Genomic DNA, 23382 nt, shown 5'->3' with positions numbered 1-23382 from the left:
GACGGCGCGGCTTGGCCGCGGCGGGATCGTCGGGTCGCCCCCCTTGCCGGAACGCGGTTTGGCTGATTCGTTGTCGGGATGAGCCGCAGTGACCTCGAGCGCCTGAGCAAGGAGGAACTGATCGAGTTGGTGCTGAAGCTGCACCGGCCCGAGCAGACGTCGCGCACCTCGTCCAAGCCGCCGGCGAGCGACCGCAAGCAGCGGCGCGAGAAGGCCCGGCCGGGCGGCGCCAAGCCCGGGCACGAGGGCCACAAGCGGGCGCTGACGCCTGATCCGGATCAGGTCATGGAGCATCGGCCGACCTCGTGTACGGCCTGCGGCGAGCCACTGCCCACCGATCTGCCGGCCGAGGTGATCAGCGTGCACGAGCGGATCGACCTGCCGTTGGTTCGCCCAGCCGTCGAGCAGCACCGGCGCCTGTGCGTGACCTGCCCGGCCTGCCGGACCCGGGTCGTCGCCCCGCGGCCGGCGGGGGCCGACGCGACGCCGTTCGGGCCACGTCTGCACGCGGTGGCGACGTATCTGAAGACGTTCCAGGCGTTGTCCTACGAACGGTTGCAGGCCACCCTGTCGGATCTGTTCGGGCTGAGGCTGAGCCAGGGCGGGCTGATGAACCTGCTGCGGCGCGCCCAAGGTTGCTTTGCCGAGGGCCGGGACGCGGCGCTGGCGCGGCTGCGGCAGGCTCGCGTGGTGGCCTCGGACGAGACCGGGGTGCGCATCGAGGGCACCAACAGCTTCCACTGGGTGTTCCGCTGCCAGGACGCGGTGGTACATCACGCCGCCCCGAGCCGGGCGGCATCCGTGGTCGGCGAGGTGATGGCCGGGCATCGGCCTGAGGTGTGGCTCTCCGACCGGTACTCGGCCCAGCAGGGTCATGGCGAGCGCCAGCAGACCTGCCTGGCGCACCTCGCCCGCGACGTGGCCTATGCGGTCGAGGCGGGCGACGACCTGATCGCCTTGCGGCTCCAGTGGTGGCTCGACAAGGCCTTCGGGCTCGCCCGCGGGCTGACCGAACTGGCGACTTCGACCCTGGCGCGCAAGCGGCGCGAGTTGGAGCAGGACCTCGACGACATCCTGAAGGCCCCGGCGACGTGCGACCTGGCCCAGGCGCTCCAGGCCCGGATGGGCCGGGCGCGCGATCAACTCCTGACCTTCGTGGCCTTCCCCGGGACGGTGGACGTGACCAACAACGCCTGCGAGCGCGACCTGCGGCCGGCGGTGATCCAGCGCAAGGTGACGAACGGCTATCGGGCGATGTGGGCCGCCCAGGGCGAGGCGGACGTGCGCACCGTCGTCGCCACCGCCGCGCTCAGGACCAAGGCCACGTCCTTCGCCACCCTACTCACCACCATCACAGCCTGATCAACCTCCCAGCCGCCAGCCCGGATAGACGTGCCGACGAACGCGCGAGCCGAAAAACACCCCGTGGGTAATTACCCAGGTAGGGTGGCCGCACTCCTGACTGATGATTTTCTTGAGTTCGGAAGATCTGGCGGGGTGTGCGGGAAAGATGAAGTCGTTCACAGCCTGGCCGCGGAGCGGGATTGTGAGCGATCGGAACTTACCGCCTACGGATACGAGTTGAGGATCCTTGCTGTGGGCGTGGTGCTTTTAACCTACCGAACTATCCGGAAGGAGGAGGGAGGGCCGGACCTGCACACGCTGCGCAGTTCCGTTTGGAAGCTGATCGATGGCCACTGGCAGATGGCATTCCATCAGGGAACGCCAATCGTTCCTAAAACCTAATGTCTGCTCACCACCCCGTGCGATCATTCGGCATGTCACGCTTGACTGCACGGCAAACAAGTGTTTTTCGTACAGCCAAGATGGCCGGCTGTGCATGCGGGTTGGGCCCTGACGGACGCTTCATGGGGCTGCTTTCGACCCGTTATGACCATCCTGAACTCCGTCTCTTACGACAGCCTTCGCAAGTCGAAAGGCTTGATAGGCGGAAAATATATGCAATCGAGAGCGTCGAATATTACGTCGAACACACCGCTAGCGTTGCGGGCATAAGCCAGCGCAGCCTCACGCTGATCACTCCTTACCTGCGTACCCAGCGTGCAGTGAGGTTTCCACATACCAGGGCGGTAATGCATCCGACAAGAAGTAGGATTGATAGTGGCGTGAATTGCTTCGTGGATTTTCTGCAAGACCACGCTAGGACGGGGCGAAGCCCATAGAACCATCGGCGGCCCATCAAAGCTGCTGATGGCGTCAAAGGTCAGCGTGAGCGCGCCGAGGTTTCTGCTGGCTTCATCGAGCGCCCTCTGAACCTCATCTTCTCCCACTACATCACCCTCGTAGATGGCGAGGGTGATGTGGGGCGGATAGCCGAGGATAGCCATCGATGGCTGATCCTCGAACTGCTGGACAACATCCCACAGCGCACGAACTATGCCTGCGCTCGGATCGTCGCTCCGAAGTGAAATCGCGAACCCCATGCCCTGATCCCCGCAGCTGCCACTTCTGACCTGCTCCCCGCTTTCCCGCCACGCGTAGGTTAGGTCTGTTCCTGTTCTGCCCCTTGCGGGGCGGGTGAGCAACAGGCTGGGGGCATGGAGCCCCCACGCGGCGCAGTGCCCCCAGTCTGTTGCATCGCGAGGGCACTGGCCTTGGCGGCGAACTCCATCGGGGTCAGCCCGGCGAGGCTCGTGTGTGGTCGGGCGGTATTGTAGTCGATCCGCCAAGCATCAATGATGCGACGCGCCTCGAACAACGTGCCGAAGACATGTTCGTTCAGGCATTCGTCGCGCAATCGCCCATTGAACGACTCCACGAAGGCGTTCTGCATCGGCTTGCCCGGCGCGATGTAGTGCCATTCAACGCCTCGTTCCTGAGCCCAGCGCAGGACAGCGGTCGAGGTGAGTTCGGTGCCGTTGTCGCTCACCACCATGGCAGGCAAACGACGCTCGGCAACGAGCCGGTCCAACTCGCGCACGACGCGCAGGCCCGAGAGCGAGGTGTCCACCACCGTCGCCAGCGCCTCGCGGGTGTGGTCGTCGACGACGTTCAGGACGCGGAAGCGCCGCCCGTCGGCGAGCGCGTCGCTGACGAAGTCCAATGACCAGCGCTGGTTGGCCTCCTGTGGGATCACCATCGGTGCTCTGGTCCCAAGTGCTCGCTTGCGTCCGCCGCGACGGCGCACGGTGAGCTTCTCCTCTCGATAGAGCCGGTAGACCTTCTTCAGGTTCACGCACGCCCCCTCCCGTTTGAGCAACATCGCCAGCCGCCGGTAGCCGAACCGGCGGCGCTCGCCCGCATGGTGGCGCAGCCGAGCTCGTAGCGCGTCATCGGTGCCGGGCCTGCGCTCATATTGGAAAGCCGAGCGGTCTACCCCGAGAAGCCCGCACGCACGCCGTTCCGAGAAGCCGTGATGTTTGATCACGGCTTCGACAGCAGCAAACCGTGCGGCGGGCGTGGTCAGTTTTTTGCCAGCAAATCCTTCAGGGCCGCGTTGTCGAGCACGGCCTCGGCCAGCAGCTTCTTCAGCCGCCGGTTCTCATCCTCCAGGGTGCGCAGTCGCGCTGCCTCGGACACCTTCAGACCGCCGTACTTGGCTTTCCAGTTGTACAGTGTCGCATCGCTGATCCCGTGCTTCCGGCACAGATCGGCGGTCTTCACGCCCGCGTCATGCTCGCGGAGCACCGCGATGATTTGCTCCTCGCAAAACCGGCTCTTGCGCATGGTCCATCTCCATCCCGATGGACCCAACTTACGGATGGCAGGAAATCAGGGGAGCAGGTCATGCGGAAACCATGTGTCTTCCGATAGAGGCCGAGCCGTATCAGCCGTCGCGCCCCATCCTTCGGGCCACGGATTCGGACATCGCGCGACAAACCCTGTCGGATTCATAAGCTGTACGGAAAATCGGGTTGATGGGTTTTCCGCACATGCCCGACACTCAGCAGCCCTTCCCTTCAGCCGAGCCGATCGGATCCGGCCGCCAACCCTCCCCCGTCTCCCCCTATCCCTGGCCCCGCCCCTGCAGCTTGCGATAAGCCCGGCCATACGCCGCGTAGCTCGCCACCGTCCGGGCCATCATCGCCCGCCGCTCCGCGTCGAGGCGCGAGAGCGCCCGGGCCGGGCGCCCGCCCCAGAGCCAGCCGGAATCCAGCACCTGTCCGGGATCGGTGGCACTGCCGGCGGCGAGCAGCACGTCGCCCTCCACCACCGTGCCGGGGCCGAGGCGCGCGCCCATGCCGACGAGGCAGTTCGGGCCGATGCGGCCGTCGGCGGCGCGCACGTTGTGGCCGAGCGTGGTGTCGCGCTCGATCACCAGGCCCTCGCCCCGCGTGTGCAGCGCGCAATTGTCCTGCACGTTGACGTTGGCGCCGATCACGATCGGGCCGGCCGCCGCGTCGAGGAGGCAGGAGAAGAACACGCTCGCCCCCGCGGCGAGGCCGATCCGGCCGTGCAGCCGCGCGGTGCGGGCGACGAAGACCGTCGGATCCGGCACGAGGTCGTCGCCCGGGGCTGCGGCGGGCTCGTCGGCCGCGGCCTCGCGCAGGCGCTCGGCCCGCTCGGTCAGCTCGCCGGGCTCGAGCGCCCGCACCGGCCGGGCCGGGCTGCCGGCGCAGACGAAGCCCGACGGCAGGGTGGTGCGCGGAAACACCGTGCTGCCGGCCTCCAGCAGCACGCGATCCTCGATCAGCGAGCCGTCGAGGACGACGCACTCGTCCTCGATCACGCACTCGTCGCCGACCGTACAGGCATGCACCACCGCGTCGCGGCCGACCGTGACCCGGTCGCCGACGATGCACGGGTAGACCTCCGCGGCAATGTGCAGGGTCGAGCGGGCGCCGAGCCAGAACCGGTCGCCCACCACCACGTCGTGGCCGTCGGCCCGGATCACCGACTCGTCGCCGAGCCAAGCCTGGCTCCCGAGGCTCGCCCGCCCGATCACCGCGCTGCCGCGGCCGCACCAGACCGGCCGGGCCGCGAAGGTCGGCTCGGTGTCGTCGAAGGGGAGGAGGAGGTCGGGGGTCATGGGGCGGTCCTCCGTCCGGCCGGCCGTCCGCGGCCCGCCGTGCCTTGAACCTCCACATCTACGCCGTTCCGCCGGCTGCGACAGCCCCGGCTCTCCGGCCGGGGCGCTTCGTGTTAAGACGCCGCCAGACCCGACGCCCGGACCCGCCATGACCCCTCGCCTCTCGATCCAGCCCGAGCCCTTCGACGTCGCGGCGGAGATCGCCGCCCTCACGGCGGCGCTCGGCGGGCGGGCCGGCGCCATCGTGAGCTTCACCGGCCTGTGCCGCGACGAGGACGGGCGGCTCGCCGCCCTCGAGCTCGAGCACTACCCCGGCATGGCCGAGGCCGAGATCGGCCGCGTCCTCGACGAGGCGGCCGCGCGCTGGCCGCTCCAGGGGGCGGTGGCGATCCACCGCCACGGCCTCGTCCGCCCGGGCGAGGGCATCGTGCTGGTGCTCGCGGCCTCGGCCCACCGCACCGCCGCCTTCGAGGCCGCGAGCTTCCTGATGGACTACCTCAAGACCCGCGCGCCGTTCTGGAAGCGCGAGCACCGCGCCGACGGCACCCTCGGCGGCTGGGTCGAGGCGACGGAGCACGACGCGGCGGCGGCGGCGCGCTGGTAGGCGCGGGCCACGACCTCGAGCCGCGAACGCGGGTCCCGGAGCGTGGGAAGCGGGGATTACCGACAATTCGAGCGGTCGGGCTGAGGAATCGCTGACGGGGCTGCGGCATTGTCCCGGGCATGCCCCGCGATCACCGCCCGTCCGATCCGCTTCCCTTCGACCCGCTCAGCGGGCGCAGCCTCGCGATGGCCTGCGCGCTGATCGGGCTCGGGACCATCCTGCTCTCCGAGCGGCCGACGGCGGGCGGCGTGCTCCTCGCCTGGGCCGGGCTCGTCGGCTGGGCGCTGCTGCGCCTCTTCGGCGGCCGCGCACCGCAGCCGGTGCGCCGCAAGGTCCGCGCCCGGCCGCGGCCGATCATCGAGGTCGTGGAGGTGAAGGACTGGGCGCCCCGGCGCCCGGCCCCGCCGCTCGCGCTCCCCAAACCCATCACGGTGGAGCCGCCGGAGGTCGCGGAGGCCTGGGCGACCTCCGCGCATCCCGCCGTGCTCGCCGGCGTGCGGCGGCGGCGCGAGGAGGGTTAGCGGGATCGCAGGATCTCCGGGGATAGCGGGATCTTCTGGGATCGCAGGATCTTTGGGGATCGACGGTCGCCGAACCGCCGCGCGGGGCTATCTCTCCGGCTTGGCGGCCCGCACCGCCGGCGGAGAGAGCGTCGGACATGCCCGTTTCCCCACCCCAGGACGTTGCCCGCCAGGACGTTGCCCGCTCCGGCGGAGCGAGCACCCGCTCGCTCGTCCTCGCCGGCATCGCCGTGGTGGCGTTCACCGCCGCCCTGCTGCTCGCCTGGCGCTCGGCCGATACGCTGCTCCTGATCTTCGCCGGCATCCTGTTCGCGGTCTTCCTCGACGGGCTCACGCACTATCTCGGCCGCGTCGTCCCGCTCGGGCACGGGTTCCGGCTCGCGATCGTCAGCCTGCTCCTCACGGTCCTGGTGCTCGGCATGGTCGGGCTCGGCGGCGCCACCGTGGCGGGGCAGGCCGAACGCCTGAGCCAGACGCTCCGGCAGCAATCCGGCACCGTGAAGTCCTGGCTCGACGCCCGCGGGATCGACACCCGCTTCCTCGACTTCGGCAAGCTCAAGCAGGCGGCGCAGCAGGGCGGCGGCGGGCAGGACGAGGACGCGCCGAGCGCCCCCCGGGCCGGCGGCCTGCCGAGCCCCGGCACGCTCCTGTCGGGCGCCGGCAGCGTGCTCGGCCAGGCCTCGACGGTGGCGCTGGCGGTGTTCGGCGCCATCGGCAACGTGTTCATCGTCGTGGTGCTCGGCCTGTTCGTGGCGGCCGATCCGCGGACCTACCGCGACGGGGTCCTGCGCTTCGTGCCCTCGCGCCACCGCACCCACGCGGCCTCCGTCGCCGACGACATCGGCATCACCCTGCGCCACTGGCTGTTCGGGCAGCTCGTGGTGATGGGGGCGATCTTCGTCTGCGTCTGGCTCGGGCTGACGCTCGTGGGCATCGACGGGTCGCTGGTGCTGGGGCTCCAGGCGGGCCTGCTCTGCTTCATCCCGACCATCGGCGCCCTGGTCGCCGGCATCATCATCGTGCTCGCCTCCCTCGCCTCGGGGCTGAAGGGGGTGATCGCGGGGATGTGCGTCTACCTCCTGGTGCAGACCCTCGAGAGCTACGTGCTGACGCCCTTCGTGCAGAAGCGGGCGCTCGACATCCCGCCCGCCACCCTGTTCGCCGGCCAGATCCTGCTCGGCGTGCTGTTCGGCCTCTGGGGCGTCGCCCTGGCGCTGCCCCTGATGGCGGTGGCCAAGGTGCTGCTCGACCGGCTCTACATCGAGGACACGCTGGGAGAGCGAGCGGGCTGAGCCGCCGCCCCGCTCCCGCCGCATTGCGGCGGGACCAGTGCGGCACCGGAGGCGCCCGACGCGTCACCGACGGTTCACCGCGACGGGCGAGCGTCGCCGAAGGACATCGTCATGCCGCGCCCTTCCCGCCTCCTCGCCGCTCTCGTGCCCGCCCTCGCCGCGGCGAGCCCGGCACTCGCCCATCCCCACGTCTGGATCACCACCCGGGCCGAGCTCGATTACGGGACGGATGGCAGCCTGAAGGCGGTCCGGCACGCCTGGACCTTCGATCCGACCTACTCCGCCTTCGCGGTCCAGGGCCTCGGCCAGTCGCCGACCGGGCCGGTGAACCCGGCCGCGCTCGCGGCGCTCGCCCGCGACAACGCCGACAACCTCGCCGAGCAGGGCTACTTCACGCTGCTGAAGGTCGACGGCCGCAAGGTGGAGGTCGCCGCCGCGACCGACCCGGCGATGACCTTCGCGGACGGGCAGCTGACCCTGCGCTTCACCCTGCCGCTCAAGGCGCCGGTCGCCGGCACCGCCTCGCTCGAGGTGTCCGACCCGACCTACTTCGTCGCCTTCAGCCTCGCCGAGGGCGGCGACGTCGCCACCCTGAAGGGCGCCCCGTCCGGCTGCCGCGCCACCGCGCACCGGCCGAAGACGGCGGCCGCGGCGCCCGCCGCCACCGGCATGTCGGAGGCGTTCTTCGAGGCGATGACCGCCGCCTCGACCTACGGCGTGCAGTTCGCCAACCGGATCGTCGTCGCGTGCTGACCCGCGCCCTCACCCTCGCGCCGCCCTCCCGCGGGCTCCAGCGGCTCGCGCTCGCGGCCCTCGCGGTCCTGGCCGCGGCGGCCCTGCTGGCGGCCCTGCTCGGGCTCCTGGCGCCGGGCTTCCGGGCGCCGCCGCGCTCGCCCTTCGGCATCGGATTCCGCGAGGCGGCGCCCACCGGCGCCACCAGCCTCGGCGCCTGGCTCCTGGCGATGCAGGCCGGCTTCTCCCGCGCGCTCCAGGCCGCCGTGTCGGCGGTCAAGGCCGGCCGCGACGGCACCCTGACGCTGGTCGGGCTCGGCTTCGCCTACGGGATGCTGCACGCCGCCGGACCCGGCCACGGCAAGGCGGTGATCGCCGGCTACCTGATGGCCGGCGAGCGGGCCCTGAAGCGCGGCTTCGCCTTGAGCCTGCTCGCCGCCCTGCTCCAGGCGCTCGTCGCCCTGGCGCTGGTCTGCGGCGGCGCCGTGGTCCTGCGCCTGACCGCCGCCGGCCTCAACCAGGCCGGCACCGTGATCGAGACCGCGGGCTTCGCCTGCGTGGCCCTGCTCGGCGCGGCCGTGACCTGGCGCAAGGCCGGGCAGCTCGCCCGCCTCCTCGCCCGCGAGGCGGGGCCGGCCTGCGGCCCCGATTGCGGTCATGCGGGGCTCACCGACGGCACCAGGGTCGAGCGGCTCTCGGGATGGCGCGAGCAGGCCGGCGTGGTGCTCGCCGCCGGCACCCGGCCCTGCGCCGGGGCGGTGCTGGTGCTGGTCTTCGCCCTGTCCCAGGGCATCCTGTGGGCCGGTATCGCCGCGACGCTCGCGATGGCGCTCGGCACCGCACTCACCACCGGGCTGCTCGCAGCCCTCGCGGTCTTCGCCAAGACGCTGGCGCTCCGGCTCGCCGGCGGCCGCGGCCAGGGCGGGGCGGTCGCGGTCGGCGTGCTCGAACTCTGGGCCGCCGCCTTCGTGCTGGTGCTCGGGGCGGGCCTGCTCTCCGGCTGGGCGGCCGCGGCCTTCTAGGCCATCGCCGCGATCCGCGCGGCGCGCCGGCGCCGGGGGCTTTCCGCCGCGGTCACGGCGGTGAAGCTGATCTCCTGGCGCTCGCGGGCGACGAAGGCGCCGGGCATCTCGGCCTGCATCTGCACCTCGAGCTCGCGCAGCAGCGCGTCGGTGTGCTGGGGGTAGAGATGCACGATGGCGAGCCGCCCGACCTCGCCGGCCTGGCACAGTTCGACGCCCTTCTGCCAGGTCGAGTGGCCCCAGCCGCGGCAGGACGGGTACTCGCCCTGCGTGAACATGCCGTCGTAGACCACGAGGTCCGAGCCGCGCACGAAGTCGAGCAGGGCCGGATCGGGCCAGGGCTCGGAATGTTCGAGGTCGCTGATGTAGCAGGCGGTGCGGCCGCCGTGGCGGAAGCGGTAGCCGGTGGCGCCCTGCGGGTGCTGCAGCGGGATGGTGTCGACGACCGCGCCGTCCGGGAAGGTCAGGCTCTCGCCGGCCCGGAACCCGTGATGCACGAAGCGGGCGGGGAACATGTCGAGGGTGATCGGGAAGAGCGGCGGCGAGAACAGCCGGTCGAGGGGCTCGGCCGCGCTCTGCCCGTCGAGGTTGCCGCACCAGGTGTGGATCTCGCGCGTCGGATCGAGGACCGCCGGCTTCAGGAACGGCAGGCCGCCGACATGGTCGAGGTGGAGGTGGCTGAGCAGCAGGTCGACCCGCTGGGGCAGCCGGTCGCGGTGATGGGCCCCGAGCGCGTTGATGCCGGTGCCGGCATCGATCACGAACAGCCGCTCGCCGCAGCGGACCTCGACGCAGGGGGTGTGCCCGCCGAATTCCACGAATTCCGGACCGGAGGCGCAGGTCGACCCCCTGACGCCCCAGAACCGGAGCGTCAGGCCGGCTTCCATGAGAGGACCCCTCGTTGTCATGCCGGCGACCGTGATGGGGGTTGTGTGGGTTGGATGTGCGATGACGCACATGGCGGTTGCTCCGGCCGGGCGGCCCGGCAAGACACTCTGGAAGGCTGTACGCGAGAGATGTGTCTCACGAACGATGAGTGCAAGACGAAGGTTCCCCCCGGCGGCCTAATCTGTCGTTAAGCCGGTGTGCTCGCGCACCGGTCCTGTGGATGGCGCAGCATCCTGCCCGAGCGCGGCCGTCTCCGGAAGCCCCGTTCGCGGCCCATCCGCGGGCTCGGTGCGCACCACCGTGGTCCGCTCGGCCCGCAGCACCAGGTCGAAGGGCGCGGCCGGGTCGGGCCGGCACTCGTCCGGCAGGCAGACCACGAGGCCGCGCCCGGCCCGGGCCGCCCGCAGCCGCTCGATCCCGGCCATGACCTCGGGCGCGCCGCGGTCGTCGAGGGCGAGGCCGACGACCAGGATGTCGGGCCGGCGCACCAGGCAGCGGGCGACGTCGATCGCCCCGCGCTCGAACGGCGTGAAGCCGTCGCGGCCGGCAAGCCCGCTCTCCGCCGCCCGCGGATCGACCTGGCGCGGGTCGACCTGGCTCGCGAGCCCGAAGCGGTAGACGGTGCGCTCCAGGCCGCGCTCGCGCAGGACCGCCTGCATCAGGGCGCGCACCCGGGCTCCCGCCCCCGCCTCGGCCCCGGCGATGCGGCCGAACAGCAGGTTCTCCTCCAGGCTCGCCGCCGCGGTGACCCGGGAGGGATCGTAGAACTCGACCGAGCCGGTGAGCGAGGCCGGCAGCAGCGCGGCGAAGGTGCGCCGCGCCGCGACGAGGCGCGCCTCCATCGCCTCGTCGATCAGGCCGAAGCGGTGCCGCGTCTCGCTGTAGCGCAGGCACAGGCCGATCAGCCTGGCGCGGTCGCGCTGTCCCGCCGGGCCGCGGCGCCAGCCGGAGGCCTCGGGCTGACGCGCGATCAGGTCCTCGAAGAAGCCGCGCTCGCGGGCCGGGAACAGCGAGAACGCGTCGAAGAGCGGGTGGTCGTCGGGCAGGTCGGAGAAGATCTCGACGGTGGCCCGCGCGATGGCAAGGCCCATCTCGGTCATCGGCCGGGTCAGCCCCTCCGCCTCCAGCACCGCCCGGGTGAAGGGATGGCCGGCAAGGCGGGCCTCCGAGAAGGCCGAGCCGACCGGCTCGCCGAACAGGATGTTCTCGCCGACCGTGGCCTGGCGGTTGTAGCGGGCGGGGTCGAACGGCTCGATCAGGTGGGCGGCGTTGTCGGCGGCGAGCGCCGCCCGCAGGGCGCCGCGGGTCTCGACGATGGCGGCGGCGGTGGCGGCGTCGAGCCGGCGCGGCAGCACGCTGGCGAGCCCACGGCCGTAGACCAGCCGGTCGAGCCCGGTGACCGACAGGGCCTCGACCAGGCGCTCCTCGAGCTCGCGGGCGTTCGGCGTGCTCGCATCCGGGCTCGATCCGTCGGCGAAGGCGGGGTCGCCGTAGAGCAGGTTCTGGAGAAGGGTGCCGCTCATCAGCACCGGCTCGCCCCCCGCATAGGCGATGCGCCGGGCCCGCTCCGCCGGATCGACCGAGCGCAGGTCGGTGCCCGCGTAGGTGACCGCCCCGGCGGTGGGTTCGAGCTGGCCGGCGATCAGCGCCGCCAGCACCCGGCCGCCGCTGCCGCGGTCGCCCAGGATCGCGACGTGGCTCGGCATCGGCAGGACGAGGTCGAGGTCGATCAGGCGCTCGCCCGAGGCCGGGTCGTAGGCCGCGACGTTCGTGAGCACGATCGGGCCGCCGTCGGGCAGCGGCGTCGATTGCGCGCGCAAGCGGCGCGGCGCCCGGGCACGCGCCTCGAGCGAGGCGGTGGCGCGGGCGATCTCGCGGAAGGCCGGCAGGGCGGCCCGCCGGCGGCGGTTCTGGCGCAGCAGGGCGGCGACGGCGCTCGAGGCCACCGCCAGCGCGCCCAGCACCGCCGACAGCCCGCCGGCGCTCACGGCTGCCGCAGGGGCCGGGGCCTGCCACAGGGCGGCGGCGAGCACCACCGTCGGCACCAGCACCGCGAGCGCCAGCGCCGGGGCGCGGGCGCGGGAGAGCTCGTTCTCGGTCTCGGCGAGCGCCCGGCGCGCACGCTCGGCGACGTGGCCGAGGCGGGCATGCTCGAAGGCGGCGGTGCCGTGGGCGCGCACCGCCGGCAGGCGCCGCACCAGGTCGGTCAGGCCGCGCTCCAGGGCGGCGCCCTCGAGGCGGCGCTGGTCGTCCCGGCGCTCGGTGCGGGCGATGAGGAGCTGGCGCGCGAGCGCCGCCGCGACCAGGCTGATGCCCGCCGCCGCGACGAGGCGCGGCGCCACCGCCGCCGCCACGGCGAGCGCCAGCAGCACGCTGCCCGCCGCGAGCGCCGGCACCAGGATGCCGACGGCGAGCAACCCGTCGGCGGCCCGGATCGCCGCGCCGACCTGGCCGGCCAGCGCCCGGGCGTCGTCGCGGGCGGCCGGCCCGGAGCGCAGGATCGCCTCCTCCGCCACCTCACGCAGGCGGCGCACCGCGTCGGATTGCGCGGTCACGCAGAGCCGCGCCACGCCCCAGCCGAGGCCGGCGAGCGCCAGGGCGACGCCGATGAGGACCCCCAGCGCCCACAGGGTCAGGGCGCTCTCGGCCAGCGGCCAGCCGGGAAGCAGCACCAGGCCGCCTCCGCCGAGGCGCTCGGGCAGCGGCACGACGAGGTGCAGGAAGTGGAGCGGCCCCCGCCCCGGCTCGGCGAGCGCCAGCAATTCGTCGACGAGGTCGCGCAGCGCCAGGAGCCCGAGCCCGACCATCGGGCCGCCGAGCCCGAGGGCGACCGCGATGGCGGCGGCGTGCCGGCGCTGGGCGCTGCGCCAGGCGAAGACGATCGGATCGCGGTCCATCAGAGCGGGCGACGGAGCCGGGGGGCGGGAACGCCCGATTGAGGCGGGACCGGCGCCGGTCCGGAGCGCGGGGGCAGGCCCGCGGGCCGTCTCGCGGTGGTGACCATGGGCCTCCTCGATGCTTGCGCGAGGTATGGGCCGCGCGGGCCGGAGTGGTCAAGCCGCGTGCGGACGTTCCCGCTCACCCCTTCATCCGTCGGCGAAGCGTCCTTCCGCAGCAGAAGGGTGCGCGATCGCACGAGCCTGCACCAAGACCGGGATTACCTCATCGGATCGACCCGGGTGCGTGGCCGCACATCACGGGATCGACGTCTCAGTCAGTCTTTCTCTCATCGGCGATCGTCAAAATACGATCGATCAATACAGTCGATCGAGAGACGATCACTTCATCGCAAGGGAGCGCGGACCGCCTGATGGCGCTGCTCCGCTCTCGACCCTCATGCACAAGGACCCCCTCGTGGACAGCAGCATCATCCAGGGCATCACCGCCTTTCGCGGCAGCGTCTTCCCGGGCCAGCGGCAGATGTACCGGCGCCTGGTGCGCGACGGGCAGCAGCCCAAGGCCCTGATCATCGCCTGCGCCGATTCCCGGGTCGCGCCCGAGCACATCACCCAGGCGGGTCCCGGCGAGCTGTTCGTCTGCCGCAACGCCGGCAACATCGTCCCGCCCTTCGCGGAGATGAACGGCGGCGTCTCCTCGGCGATCGAGTACGCGGTAGTGGCGCTCGGGGTTCGCGACATCGTGGTCTGCGGCCACTCGGATTGCGGCGCGATGAAGGGGCTGATGCAGCCCGGCGCGCTGAAGGACATGCCGAACGTCGCCGCCTGGCTGCGCCACAGCCACGCCGCCGACCGCATCGTCTGCGAGGCCTATCCGGACGACATCGACCCGGCCGACCGCCTGCGGGCCCTCGCCCTCGAGAACGTGGTGGTGCAGCTCGCCCACCTACGCACCCATCCGAGCGTGGCGGCGGCGCTCGCCAGGGGGCGGCTCTCCCTGCACGGCTGGTTCTTCGAGATCGAGACCGGCACGCTCCACGCCTATGACGGGAACCGCTTCGTGGCGCTCACCGACGACGGCGCCCTGCCGGTGGCGGAGATCTCGGTCCCGCGGCGGGCCGCACCCGACATGGCGGCGTCGATCGCGGCGGAGTGAGCCTTCGCACGGGAAGCCGGACCCTCGCCAGGAGCGCGGATTGTAGATACAATTTGGCCCTGACGGAACTCGGACGAGGCGATGCGGGTCATCTGAGATGAGGCGAAAAGGGAGGCGAACCTCGCGAAGCACGGCCTCGACTTCGCCGATGCCCGCGATCGGTTCGTCTTCGAAGAGGCGGTAATCCTACCTTCTTACGCCGCGTCCGACGGGCGACCGAGATACGTCGCGTTGAACGAACTCGACGGCCGGCTCGTTGCGGCGGTGTTCTCTCCTCTCGGAAGCGAAGCCCTCACCCTGATCAGCCTGCGGCCGGCCAGCCGCGCAGAGCGGAGGATCGTCGAAGATGCCTGAACTCAAGCTGACGCCCATCACCGACGAGGACGAGGCACGCATACAGGCCGGGATCGCGGCCGATCCGGACAACCCCGAGATCACGCCGGAGCGATTCGCGCAGGCGCGGCCCTTCGCAGAGGTGTTCCCCGAGATGGCGGCGGCTTTCCGCCGGTCGCGCGGGCTGCAGAAGGCTCCGACGAAACAGCTTGTGAGCCTGCGGCTCGACCAGGACGTGATCGAGCGCTTCAAGGCCACCGGCCCGGGCTGGCAGACCCGCATCAACGAGGCCTTGCGGCAGATCGCCGAGACCCTTCCGGCGGCGTGAGACGGTTTGCCGGTGGATCGGGTCCGAGAATCAACGGGAAACGATCCAACTGCATTCGGTCACGATCGGATGAAAGTCTGCGGGCGGCCACGCATCCACGGCATAGGTGACCGGAAAAGTCCCGCCGATTCGCGCTTCCGGCGCGGGAGCCAGGCGCTAGATACGGCACCATGCGCCAAGCCCGGATCGTCCCCCTCGTCGTCGCGACGGCCCTGTTCATGGAGAACACGGATTCCACCGTCCTCGCGACGTCGCTGCCGGCGATCGCCGCGGATATGGGCGAGGACCCGATCGCCCTGAAGCTGGCGCTGACCTCCTACCTCGTCAGCCTGGCGATCTTCATCCCCATCAGCGGCTGGGCCGCCGACCGCTACGGCGCCCGCACGGTCTTCCGCTGGGCGCTCGCGGTGTTCATGGCCGGGTCGCTCGCCTGCGCGGCGTCGACCTCGCTCGGCTGGTTCGTCGCCGCGCGCTTCCTCCAGGGCATGGGCGGGGCGATGATGGTGCCGGTCGGGCGCCTCGTGCTGCTGCGCAGCGTGCCGAAGGGCGAGCTGGTCCAGGCGCTCGCGACGCTGACCATCCCGGCGCTGGTCGGCCCGGTGATCGGCCCGCCGCTCGGCGGCCTCATCACCACGACCCTGCACTGGCGCTGGATCTTCTTCATCAACCTGCCGATCGGGCTCGCCGGCATCCTGCTCGCCACCCGCTACTTCCAGGACATCAAGGAGGAGGCGCGCCCGCCCCTCGATCTCCTCGGCTTCACCCTGTCGGGGGCCGGGCTCGCGAGCCTGATGCTCGGGCTCGCCTCGAGCGGGCGCCACCTCCTGCCGGAGGCGGTCTCCTGGGCCTGCACCGGGGCCGGCATCGTGCTGTGCGGGCTCTACCTCGCCCATAGCCGCCGGGTCGCGCATCCGGTGATCCGCCTCGACCTCCTGCGCCATCCGACCTTCCGGGCCGCGATCCTCGGCGGCAGCCTGTTTCGCATCGGCACCGGGGCGATCCCGTTCCTGCTGCCGCTGATGCTGCAGCTCGGCTTCGGGCTCGACCCGCTGCATTCGGGCCTCATCACCTTCGCGGCCGCCGCGGGCGCGCTGTTCATGAAGACCATCGCGGCGCGCATCCTGCGCGCCTTCGGCTTCCGGGCGGTGATGACGGTGAACGCGGTGATCGCGGCGGGGCTGCTGGCCGTCAACGGCCTGTTCACCGCGGGCACGCCGCACGCCCTCATCATCACGGTCCTCCTGATCGGCGGCTGCTTCCGCTCGCTGCAATTCACCGCCGTCAACGCCATCGCCTACGCCGACGTCGACCCGCGCGACATGAGCGCGGCGACGAGCCTCGCAAGCGTGGCCCAGCAACTGTCCTTGAGCATCGGCGTCGCCTTCGGGGCCTTCGCGCTCCAGTCGGCCGCCGAGTGGCACGGCCGCACCGAGATCCGGGCGGAGGATTTCTGGCCCGCCTTCCTGGCGGTGGCGGTCGTCTCCGGCCTCTCGACCCTGTCGTTCCGGCGTCTCGCCCCGGAGGCCGGCGCCGAGGTCTCGGGCCACCGCCTCGTCCGGGTGAAGCCCGCCGCCGACGCGACCTGAGCCCGAGGGACGAACTCGGCCGAGGCAAGAACTTGGCCGAGGCAAGAACTCGGCTGAAGGCATCCTGCAGCCACGCTTCAGCATGCGTTCAGCGTGGCCGTGCGAACGTTCAGGTATCGAGCGATGGCGGAACGTCCATCAGTTCCGGATGCTCGCGATTGCTTGTCCCATCTCACGTCAATTGGGGATCTGCCATGAAGCGCATCGCATCACTCTGCGTGGCCGCGGCGACCTTAGCGAGCGTGACCCTGGCCGGTGCCGCCCCGGCCGAGGCGCGCTGGCGGGCCGGGCCGGCCTTCGCCCTCGGGGCGGTCGGCGGCCTCGCCCTCGGCAGCGCGCTCGCCGCCGGCGCGCGCCCGGGCTACGGCTATGCCCCCGGCCCGGCCTACGGCTACACGCCGGTCTATGGCGGGCCCGCCTACGGCTACGGCCCGGACTGCTACACCGTCCGCCGCCGGATGATCGACGAGTTCGGCGACGTCTACATCCGCCGGGTGCGGGTCTGCGACTGAGCCTGACGCCGGGACGGCCATGAGCCTGCTCGCCCGCCACATCCCGGCCTTCGCCGCCTCCGCCCTCGGGCCGTTTGCCGCCGAGCCGCCCTGGTCGCTCACCGCGGCGGCGCAGGACATCGTACACCGCCTCCTCGGCGGCCTCGGCGCGGAGTTCACCATCGCCGAGGCGGTCGCGGTTCATCGAACCGCCCGGGTCGAGCCCGGCGCGGTGCTGAAGGGCCCGCTCGTCGTCGGCCCGCGCTGCTTCATCGGCCATGGCGCCACCCTGCGGGGCGGCGCCTGGCTCGAGGAGGCCTGCACGATCGGGCCGGGGTCGGAGCTGAAGGCCTCGTTCCTGTTCGCCGGCACGGCGCTCGCCCATTTCAACTTCGTCGGCGAGAGCGTGATCGGCCGGGGCGCGAACCTCGAGGCGGGAGCGGTCATCGCCAACCACCGCAACGAGTGGCCGGGCGCCACGGTGGCGTTCCGGCACGACGGCGCGGTGATCGAGACCGGTTGCGCGAAGTTCGGCGCCCTCGTCGGGGACGGGGTGCGGCTCGGGGCCAATGCCGTGGTGGCGCCGGGCGCGATCCTGAGCCCCGGCACGGTGGTGCCGCGGCTCGGCCTCGTCGATCGGGGCGTCGCGCCGGATCTCAGGTGATCTCGAAGACCGGCACCGGCTCGGCGATGCCGCGCAAGGCCCGCAACTCCGCCCGCGCCGCCGCCCCGGTCTCGGCGAGGTGGCGGGCGGCCTCCGGGTGATGCAGGACCGTCTCGGTGGCGAAGATGCCGCCGGCGCTGGCCAGCTGCTGCACCCGCGCGGCGACGTTCACGGTCTGCCCGAAATAGTCCTGGCGGTCGTTGAGGCTCACCGCGAGGCAGGGCCCCTCGTGCAGCCCGATCTTGAGCACGAGGTCGTCGGCGCCGCGCTCGGCGTTCAGCCCCTGCATCGCCGTCCGCATGCGGAGCGCCGCCGCCACCGCCCGGTGCGGGCTCGGGAAGGTCGCCATCACGGCGTCGCCGATCGTCTTGACCACCGCCCCGCCCTCGGCGGCGACGATCTCGTGCAGGAGGCGGAAATGCGCCCGCACGAGGTCGTAGGCGACGAGGTCGCCGACCCGGGCGTAGAGCTCGGTCGAGCCCTTCAGGTCGGTGAACAGGAAGGTCAGGCTCAGGATCTTGAGCCGCTGGTCGATGTCGAGCGTGTCGGTACGGTAGAGATCGCGAAAGGTCTGGTTGCTGAGGAGCCGCTTGGCGGTGAGGAAGGGCCGGCGCCCGCCGATCAGCGCCTCGAGGTCCGGCCCGAGGCGGAACACCGTCGGCAGCACGCGCTTGGCGCTGCGGTTGTCGAGGGAGAGGCGCAAGGGGCCGGGGCGGAAGGCGTCGCTGCCGGCACCCGTCCGGGCCTCGTCGAAGACGAGGGCGAGGTCCTGGCGCTCCTGCGTCGGCTCGCCCTCGACCGTGATGCCGTGGGCGGCGTGGGTCACGGGATCGACCACGATCAGCGGCTCGTGCCCGAGCTGCAACGCCAGGATCATCCGCTCGCTGGCCTTCAGCTCGACCGTCTCGACGAGCGCCCGCTGCGCCAGGGCGGCGAAGGCCTCGGGCTCCGGGAAGGCGACGCCGGAGCCGAAGAAGACCTGGCGCTGGTAGTCCCAGACGTCGAGCCCGTCGGGATCGTGGGCGGCGATGCGCCGGATTCGGGGGCTCACCGTGAACGTCACCTCGACCGTGTCGTCGAGGACCGGCTCGCTGTCGAGGGAGCAGAAGGCGCAATGATAATCCCGCCGCACGCCGCGCAGGCTCGCCGGCGCCTCGAGCACGCCGCTGCAGCTCGGGCACAGCACGTTCCAGGCCATCTCGAGCAGGCCGAGCCGCGCGCCGTGCAGGAGGGCGGCGATCACCGGCTCCTCGTCGATCCCGGCCTGCGCCGCGAGGCGCACCGCGTTGATCCGCGCCAGGTCGGCATCGGATCCGTCCCGCAGCAGCCGCTCTACCGCCCCGGCGGCCGCGGGCTCGGCCGTGCGGTGGAACGCGGCGAAGAGGGCGTCGCTCTCGTCCATGAGAGGCAGACTAGACCTGGGTCGGAGCTGGTGCAATGAGGCTTTCAGGTGTTTGCGGTGCTTCGAAGTAAAGCGCGATGTCCCTCTCCCGCACGGGAGAGGGGCTCCCGCGGCTTCTCATTGTTCGGACGCGCGCGAGGTCGCAGCACTCCCGCCGCCGAGCCGCGCCAGCCCTTCCCCATCGAGCCGGAAGAACACCTTGTCGGGCTTCTGCGCCGCGCCGAGGCCCTCGTAGAACGCCAGCAGCTCGGGCTTGCCGGCATCCGCCGTCCAGTCGACGCGCGTCAGCCCGCGCGCCACGGCCTGCCCCGCCACCGCCCGCACCAGGGCGCGACCGTGGCCGGCGCCGCGATGCCGGCCTCCGACGAACAGCTCCTTGAGGAACAGGCCGCCGGCGAGCCCCGGGCCGGGATAGATCGCCGAGAAGGCGGCGAAGCCCGCGAGATCCGTCCCCTCCTCCGCCACCAGGATCTCGGTGCCGGCAGGCCGCCCGGCGAGGGAGGCCTCGATCTCGTCCGGGCCTGGGCAGGAGACGGCGTAGTAGGCCTGCATCTCCCGGAACAGCCGCGCCAGGGCCGGGTGGTCGGCCGGCGCGGCCGGCCGGATCATAGGGCCCCCGGCGCAGGTCGGTGAGCACCGCGGCGAGGTGCGAGAGGAAGCGGGCCGCCGCGGCGCCGTCCACCGCCCGGTGGTCCCAGGACAGGCTCAAGGGCAGGATCAGCCGCGGCTGGAAGGCGCTGCCGTCCCAGACCGGCTCGATGCGCGAGCGCGCCGCGCCCAGGATCGCCACCTCGGGCGCGTTGATGATCGGCGTGAAGCCGTCGCCGCCGATGCCGCCGAGCGAGGAGACCGAGAAGCCGCCGCCCTGCATCGCGCCCGGCGGCAGGGTGCCGGAGCGGGCCTGCTCGGCGAGCTCCCCCATCTCCTGGGCGATCTCGACGAGGCCCTTGCGGTCGCAGTCGCGCACCACCGGCACCAGGAGGCCCCGCGGCGTGTCGACCGCGAAGCCGACATGGACGGAGTCCTTCAGGATCAGGGCGTCGCCGTCGAGCGCCGCGTTGAAGCGGGGGAACGCCCGGAGCGCCGCGGCGGCGGCCTTGATCAGGATCGCCACCATGGTGACCTTGTGGGCGCCCGGCCGCCCGGCCCCGTTCAGCTCGCGCCGCAGCGCCTCGGTCTCGGTGACGTCGGCGTGGTCGAAGTTGGTGACGTGCGGGATCGTCAGCCAGTTGCGGGCGAGCGCCTGGCCGGAGATCTGCTGGATGCGCGACAGCGACTCCCGCCGCACCGGGCCGAACCTGGCGTGATCGACCTGCGGCCAGGCCGGCAGGCCGGCCCCGATGCCGGGGGACGGTGCCGGCGGAGCGCCGGCGGCCGGCGATGCGGCGGGAGCGGGAGCCGCCATCTGGCCGCGGACGAAGGCCAGCACGTCCTCGCGCAGGATGCGCCCCTGCGGGCCGGTGCCGGGGATGCCGGCGAGATCGACGCCGAGCTCGCGGGCATAGGCGCGCACCGAGGGGGTGGCGTGGGCGTCGGACGAGGGCGCCGCGGGCGCGGGCGCCGCCGGAGCCGGGCTCGCCGCCGGGGCGGCCTGGTACGCGGGCACGGGCCGGGACGCGGGCGCGGCTTGAGGCGCCGGTTGCGGCGCGGCGCCCTCGCCGGAGGTGTCGACCGTCAGGATCGGCGCTCCTGTCGACACCCGGGTGCCCGGCGCCACCAGGATCTCCGCCACCACGCCCGCCACCGGCGAGGGCACCTCCATGGTGGCCTTGTCGGATTCGATGCTGATCAGGAGGTCGTCGACGGCGATCCGGTCCCCCGGCTTGACCAGGATCTCGACCACCGGAACGTCCTTGAAGTCGCCGATATCGGGCAGGGCGACCGGCAGGCTGGCACTCACGAGGCTCTCCCGAGACGTTTCTCGTTGTCCCGTCGCGCGCCGGCCCGTTCGGAGAGCGGCGCGGCGTCCGGAGCGCCGTGCCTAGACCATTTCACGACCCGGGGGAAACCGTCCGCCGGCCTCCCCCGGATCCTCGTCTCAGCGCGTCTTCTCAGCGCGCCTTGCGGGTCCGTTCCGGCAGGGCCGGGCGCAGGGCCGGGGCGGCCGCGGGCCGGATGCGCGGGGAGGCCGGGCCGTGGGCGGGACGGTGCTGCTCGGGGGTGGCGCCGCGCGCCGCCGGCTCGCTGCCGAGGATCGAGGCGACGAGGTCGCGGGCGGTGGCGGCATCCATGGCGCGAAAGAGGTCGGTGAGGCCGAACACCGCCTCGACCGAGCGGGCGATCGAGGGGTCGAGGCGCAGGAAGATGAACACCGCCTCCTCCTCGGCGAGGTCGGCGGCGCGCAGGGCCAGCGCCAGGAGGTCGCGGCGCTCCGGCTCGGTGGCGCGGAAGCTCACCCCCGGCATGCCGAGCGCCTCGCCGAGCGCAGCCTCGAACCGCTCGGGCTCGCCGCGGCCGGCAAACGCGGTGAGCGCCGCGCCGGCGGCGCGCATCCCGGCCCGGGCTTGCGGCCGCAGGGCCGCGCGGGCGGCGACGCCGTCGCGGATCGCCGCGCGGCGCGGCGCGTCGGCCTGGAGGTAGAGCGGGGCGAGGTCGACGGCGGGCAGGTCGTCGCGGGCGAGCAGCAGGGCGGCGAGGTCCGGCCGCCGGCGCGCGCGCTCCACCAGCCGCTCCAGGGCGGCGCCGGCGAGCGGCGCGGTCGCGTTGCGGGCGAGCGCCAGGTCGACGTCCGGCTCGTCGCGCAGGCTCAGATCCTCGACCACGGTCCGGCCGAGGTCGTGGCGCAGGGCGATGATCGCGTCGAGGGCCGGGCCGTTGCCGGCGGCGTCGAGCACCGCGGTGGAGAGCACCGGGCTCGAAGCCAGCACCGCGTCGCGGGCCCCGCCGCCATGGGCGGCGAGCAGCGCCAGCACGCTCTGGGGCGTGTCGGGGAGCGGGGCGAGCTTCTGGGCGACGATCTCGGCGGTGGCGTCGTCGACCGTCGGGATCAGCCCGCAGGCCAGGGCCTCGAAGGCCTTGATCGTCGACACGTCCCGCACCGGCGCGGCGCGAAACAGGTCCGTCTGCACCCGCAGCAGGACCGGTTTCATGTCGAGACGCCGGTCTCGCGCGAGATCGAGGAGGCCGGAGAGGTCCGGCGGTGCGTCGGCGGCGGTGCGGGCCATGGGCGATCGGGTACGCAGGACATGAAAGCGACCGCGAGAATGCGAGGACTGGCGTAAAGCGACGCTTAAGGCTGCGGGCACCGGCCCGGCGCGGGCCTGGGGACAGCGGGGATGACGCCCCGCTCCGCTCACCGATGGTTTACGCCGCCGGCCTCCCGGCCCCTCGGGCGCGGCGGCCTGGAAACAATCCGTTAACCATGTGCGTGGTTTGGTGATCCCGCGAGGCCGCGATGGGCGGCGGCCCCGGAGGGACGTGACGGAGAGGCGGGAGAGCGCACCATGGTCGGCCCACAGCGACGTCCCTCGGCGGACATCATCCCGTTCGCGACGGCGCGCCGGCCCCGGGCCGGCGGCGGCGCGGCCGTTTCCCAGGGGATAGTTTCTGACGGGACTGTTTCCCACGGGACCGATCCTCACGCGGCGGACGCGGTCCGCGGCACGATTCTGCTGTTCACGGGAGTGCGCTATGAGAGGCTGCCCGACCCCGCCGAGCCGACTCGCCCCGCTCCGGAGCGGCGCTGCCGGCGCTGAGCGCGGGCGCCGCCCGGCGAGGGCCCGCGCCCTGCTGCTCGGCCTGCCGCTGGTGGCGGGCTGCGCCCAGCAGGGCGATTTCGGCCGCCCGGCCCCCACCGCCTGGAACAGCCTCATCGACGCCGCCGGCACGCTCGCGGCGCGCGAGCGGGGCGAGGCGGCATCGCCGTTTCCCTTCACGGAGGACGAGCGCGCCCTGCGCGACCGGGCCTGGCGCTTCCTGATGCCGGCGCGCGAGCGCAACGCCTTCGAGGCCGCCCTCGACAACCTCACCCGCGCCCGGGTGCTGCCGGTGGGCTGGCGCCTCTCCGACCCGACCGCCTATTACGAGGCGATCACCGCGGGGCCGTTCCGCTCGGTCGTCTCGCGCTACCGGCGCCTCTCCGACGACCTCGTGGCGGACGGGCGCCTGATCCCGGCCTTCGCCGAGACGGCGGCCCGGGTGGTGCGGGCCGACCTGACGCGGCTGCAGAGCCTGCCCTTCATCACCACCCTCGACGACCGCGACGTGCGCAGCGCCGCGATGCGGGTGGCCGAGAATCGCTGCCTCATCGCCTGGGTGCGGCTGGAGACCGGCGCGCGCTCCGCCTCCTACCGCTACGCCCTCGAGCACCTGCTGGTGGCCGCCCCGGAGGAGGAGGCGGTGGCCGCCGAGCGGGCGCTGGCCTTCCTCGATTCGCGCCGCACCCTCCTCGACCCGCTGCTGCCGGCCGATGCCGAGATGCGCTGCGGCCTCGTCCCGCCGGGTCCCGGCGAGGTCGTGCTGGTGCGCAAGGGGTAG

Annotated in this window: 21 protein-coding genes and 2 pseudogenes; 14 read left to right on the top strand and 9 right to left on the bottom strand. The window is 72.6% G+C overall.

All coding sequences use genetic code 11. From position 1 onward, the window contains the following. Positions 1-78 precede the first annotated feature (78 nt). Both tnpC and DK419_RS29985 read left to right on the top strand, forming a co-directional pair. The gene (gene tnpC / locus DK419_RS09935; protein WP_109958935.1) at positions 79-1362 is read left to right on the top strand and encodes an IS66 family transposase; all 1284 of its coding nucleotides are present in this window, start codon (positions 79-81) and stop codon (positions 1360-1362) included. Between the two features lie 30 nt (positions 1363-1392). Further along, complete coding sequence (locus tag DK419_RS29985; protein WP_425352645.1) at positions 1393-1746, top strand: nuclear transport factor 2 family protein; 354 nt, start codon at positions 1393-1395, stop codon at positions 1744-1746. Positions 1747-1913: 167 nt separating this feature from the next. Here DK419_RS29985 and DK419_RS09925 read toward each other — a convergent pair whose 3' ends face one another. The 3 genes from DK419_RS09925 to DK419_RS09915 form a co-directional block, all read right to left on the bottom strand. After that, on the bottom strand, positions 1914-2444 hold the full coding sequence (locus DK419_RS09925; RefSeq protein WP_109958933.1) for a 2'-5' RNA ligase family protein: 531 nt from the start codon (positions 2442-2444) through the stop codon (positions 1914-1916). Between the two features lie 59 nt (positions 2445-2503). Then, positions 2504-3687, bottom strand: a protein-coding gene (locus DK419_RS09920) for an IS3 family transposase (RefSeq protein ID WP_425352611.1) whose coding sequence is annotated in 2 segments (ribosomal slippage) — positions 2504-3435 and positions 3435-3687 — 1185 coding nt in all. Because the reading frame shifts where the segments join, the coding sequence is not laid out codon by codon here. 280 nt (positions 3688-3967) lie between these two features. Then, positions 3968-4990, bottom strand: coding sequence for a gamma carbonic anhydrase family protein (locus DK419_RS09915; protein WP_109958932.1), 1023 nt, complete (start codon positions 4988-4990; stop codon positions 3968-3970). A gap of 148 nt (positions 4991-5138) precedes the next feature. Here DK419_RS09915 and DK419_RS09910 point away from each other — a divergent pair, with 148 nt between their 5' ends. The 5 genes from DK419_RS09910 to DK419_RS09890 all read left to right on the top strand — a co-directional run bounded on the left by DK419_RS09910 (position 5139) and on the right by DK419_RS09890 (position 9161). Continuing rightward, complete coding sequence (locus tag DK419_RS09910; protein ID WP_109958931.1) at positions 5139-5594, top strand: molybdenum cofactor biosynthesis protein MoaE; 456 nt, start codon at positions 5139-5141, stop codon at positions 5592-5594. A gap of 119 nt (positions 5595-5713) precedes the next feature. Then, positions 5714-6115, top strand: a complete 402-nt coding sequence (locus tag DK419_RS09905; RefSeq protein WP_109958930.1) for a hypothetical protein — start codon at positions 5714-5716, stop codon at positions 6113-6115. A gap of 137 nt (positions 6116-6252) precedes the next feature. Beyond that, positions 6253-7407: an AI-2E family transporter gene (locus DK419_RS09900; protein WP_109958929.1), complete on the top strand. Its 1155-nt coding sequence runs from the start codon at positions 6253-6255 to the stop codon at positions 7405-7407. A gap of 111 nt (positions 7408-7518) precedes the next feature. After that, entirely contained in the window at positions 7519-8160 is a 642-nt protein-coding gene (locus DK419_RS09895; protein WP_109958928.1) for a DUF1007 family protein, read from the top strand. Next, entirely contained in the window at positions 8157-9161 is a 1005-nt protein-coding gene (locus DK419_RS09890) for a nickel/cobalt transporter (RefSeq protein WP_425352665.1), read from the top strand. Before DK419_RS09895 ends, DK419_RS09890 begins: the two co-directional genes overlap by 4 nt. On the opposite strand, the gene DK419_RS09885 is transcribed toward DK419_RS09890, so the two are convergent. Both DK419_RS09885 and DK419_RS09880 read right to left on the bottom strand, forming a co-directional pair. Beyond that, complete coding sequence (locus DK419_RS09885; RefSeq protein ID WP_109962223.1) at positions 9158-10069, bottom strand: MBL fold metallo-hydrolase; 912 nt, start codon at positions 10067-10069, stop codon at positions 9158-9160. The genes DK419_RS09890 and DK419_RS09885 overlap by 4 nt on opposite strands. Before the next feature lie 156 nt (positions 10070-10225). Then, positions 10226-12946: an ATP-binding cassette domain-containing protein gene (locus DK419_RS09880; protein WP_109958926.1), complete on the bottom strand. Its 2721-nt coding sequence runs from the start codon at positions 12944-12946 to the stop codon at positions 10226-10228. Between the two features lie 439 nt (positions 12947-13385). Between DK419_RS09880 and DK419_RS09875 the strand changes: the two genes are divergently transcribed. From DK419_RS09875 to DK419_RS09850, 6 genes and pseudogenes are all read left to right on the top strand, one after another. Next, positions 13386-14102, top strand: coding sequence for a carbonic anhydrase (locus DK419_RS09875; protein ID WP_109958925.1), 717 nt, complete (start codon positions 13386-13388; stop codon positions 14100-14102). A gap of 156 nt (positions 14103-14258) precedes the next feature. After that, positions 14259-14456 (top strand): annotated as a pseudogene (locus DK419_RS09870) (BrnT family toxin); the annotation flags it as partial. Then, on the top strand, positions 14449-14763 hold the full coding sequence (locus DK419_RS09865; protein ID WP_109958924.1) for a BrnA antitoxin family protein: 315 nt from the start codon (positions 14449-14451) through the stop codon (positions 14761-14763). The pseudogene DK419_RS09870 and the gene DK419_RS09865, both read left to right, overlap by 8 nt. 170 nt (positions 14764-14933) lie before the next feature. After that, positions 14934-16349, top strand: coding sequence for a DHA2 family efflux MFS transporter permease subunit (locus DK419_RS09860; RefSeq protein ID WP_109958923.1), 1416 nt, complete (start codon positions 14934-14936; stop codon positions 16347-16349). Between the two features lie 194 nt (positions 16350-16543). Continuing rightward, the gene (locus DK419_RS09855) at positions 16544-16861 is read left to right on the top strand and encodes a hypothetical protein (RefSeq protein WP_109958922.1); all 318 of its coding nucleotides are present in this window, start codon (positions 16544-16546) and stop codon (positions 16859-16861) included. A 19-nt stretch (positions 16862-16880) separates the two neighbouring features. After that, positions 16881-17504, top strand: coding sequence for an LbetaH domain-containing protein (locus DK419_RS09850; RefSeq protein WP_109958921.1), 624 nt, complete (start codon positions 16881-16883; stop codon positions 17502-17504). Here DK419_RS09850 and DK419_RS09845 read toward each other — a convergent pair. From DK419_RS09845 to DK419_RS09830, 4 genes and pseudogenes are all read right to left on the bottom strand, one after another. Then, the gene (locus DK419_RS09845) at positions 17497-18906 is read right to left on the bottom strand and encodes an adenylate/guanylate cyclase domain-containing protein (RefSeq protein WP_109958920.1); all 1410 of its coding nucleotides are present in this window, start codon (positions 18904-18906) and stop codon (positions 17497-17499) included. The two genes, DK419_RS09850 and DK419_RS09845, sit on opposite strands and share 8 nt — an antisense overlap. A gap of 117 nt (positions 18907-19023) precedes the next feature. Further along, positions 19024-19515 carry a GNAT family N-acetyltransferase gene (locus DK419_RS09840; protein WP_109958919.1) on the bottom strand — a complete coding sequence of 164 codons (492 nt, stop codon included), beginning with the start codon at positions 19513-19515 and terminating at the stop codon, positions 19024-19026. A gap of 7 nt (positions 19516-19522) precedes the next feature. Next, positions 19523-20806, bottom strand: a pseudogene (locus DK419_RS09835) (2-oxo acid dehydrogenase subunit E2); the annotation flags it as partial. Between the two features lie 151 nt (positions 20807-20957). After that, entirely contained in the window at positions 20958-22070 is a 1113-nt protein-coding gene (locus DK419_RS09830) for a DUF2336 domain-containing protein (protein ID WP_109958918.1), read from the bottom strand. A gap of 466 nt (positions 22071-22536) precedes the next feature. Here DK419_RS09830 and DK419_RS09820 point away from each other — a divergent pair, with 466 nt between their 5' ends. Beyond that, positions 22537-23382 (top strand): hypothetical protein, encoded by an 846-nt coding sequence (locus DK419_RS09820; protein ID WP_245442888.1) that lies wholly within the window; start codon positions 22537-22539, stop codon positions 23380-23382.

The sequence above is a fragment of the Methylobacterium terrae genome, assembly GCF_003173755.1.
GTDB classification, from domain to species: Bacteria; Pseudomonadota; Alphaproteobacteria; order Rhizobiales; family Beijerinckiaceae; genus Methylobacterium; species Methylobacterium terrae.
Note: the sequence above shows the minus strand (reverse complement) of the source record. Positions and strands in the feature narration are given on the sequence as shown.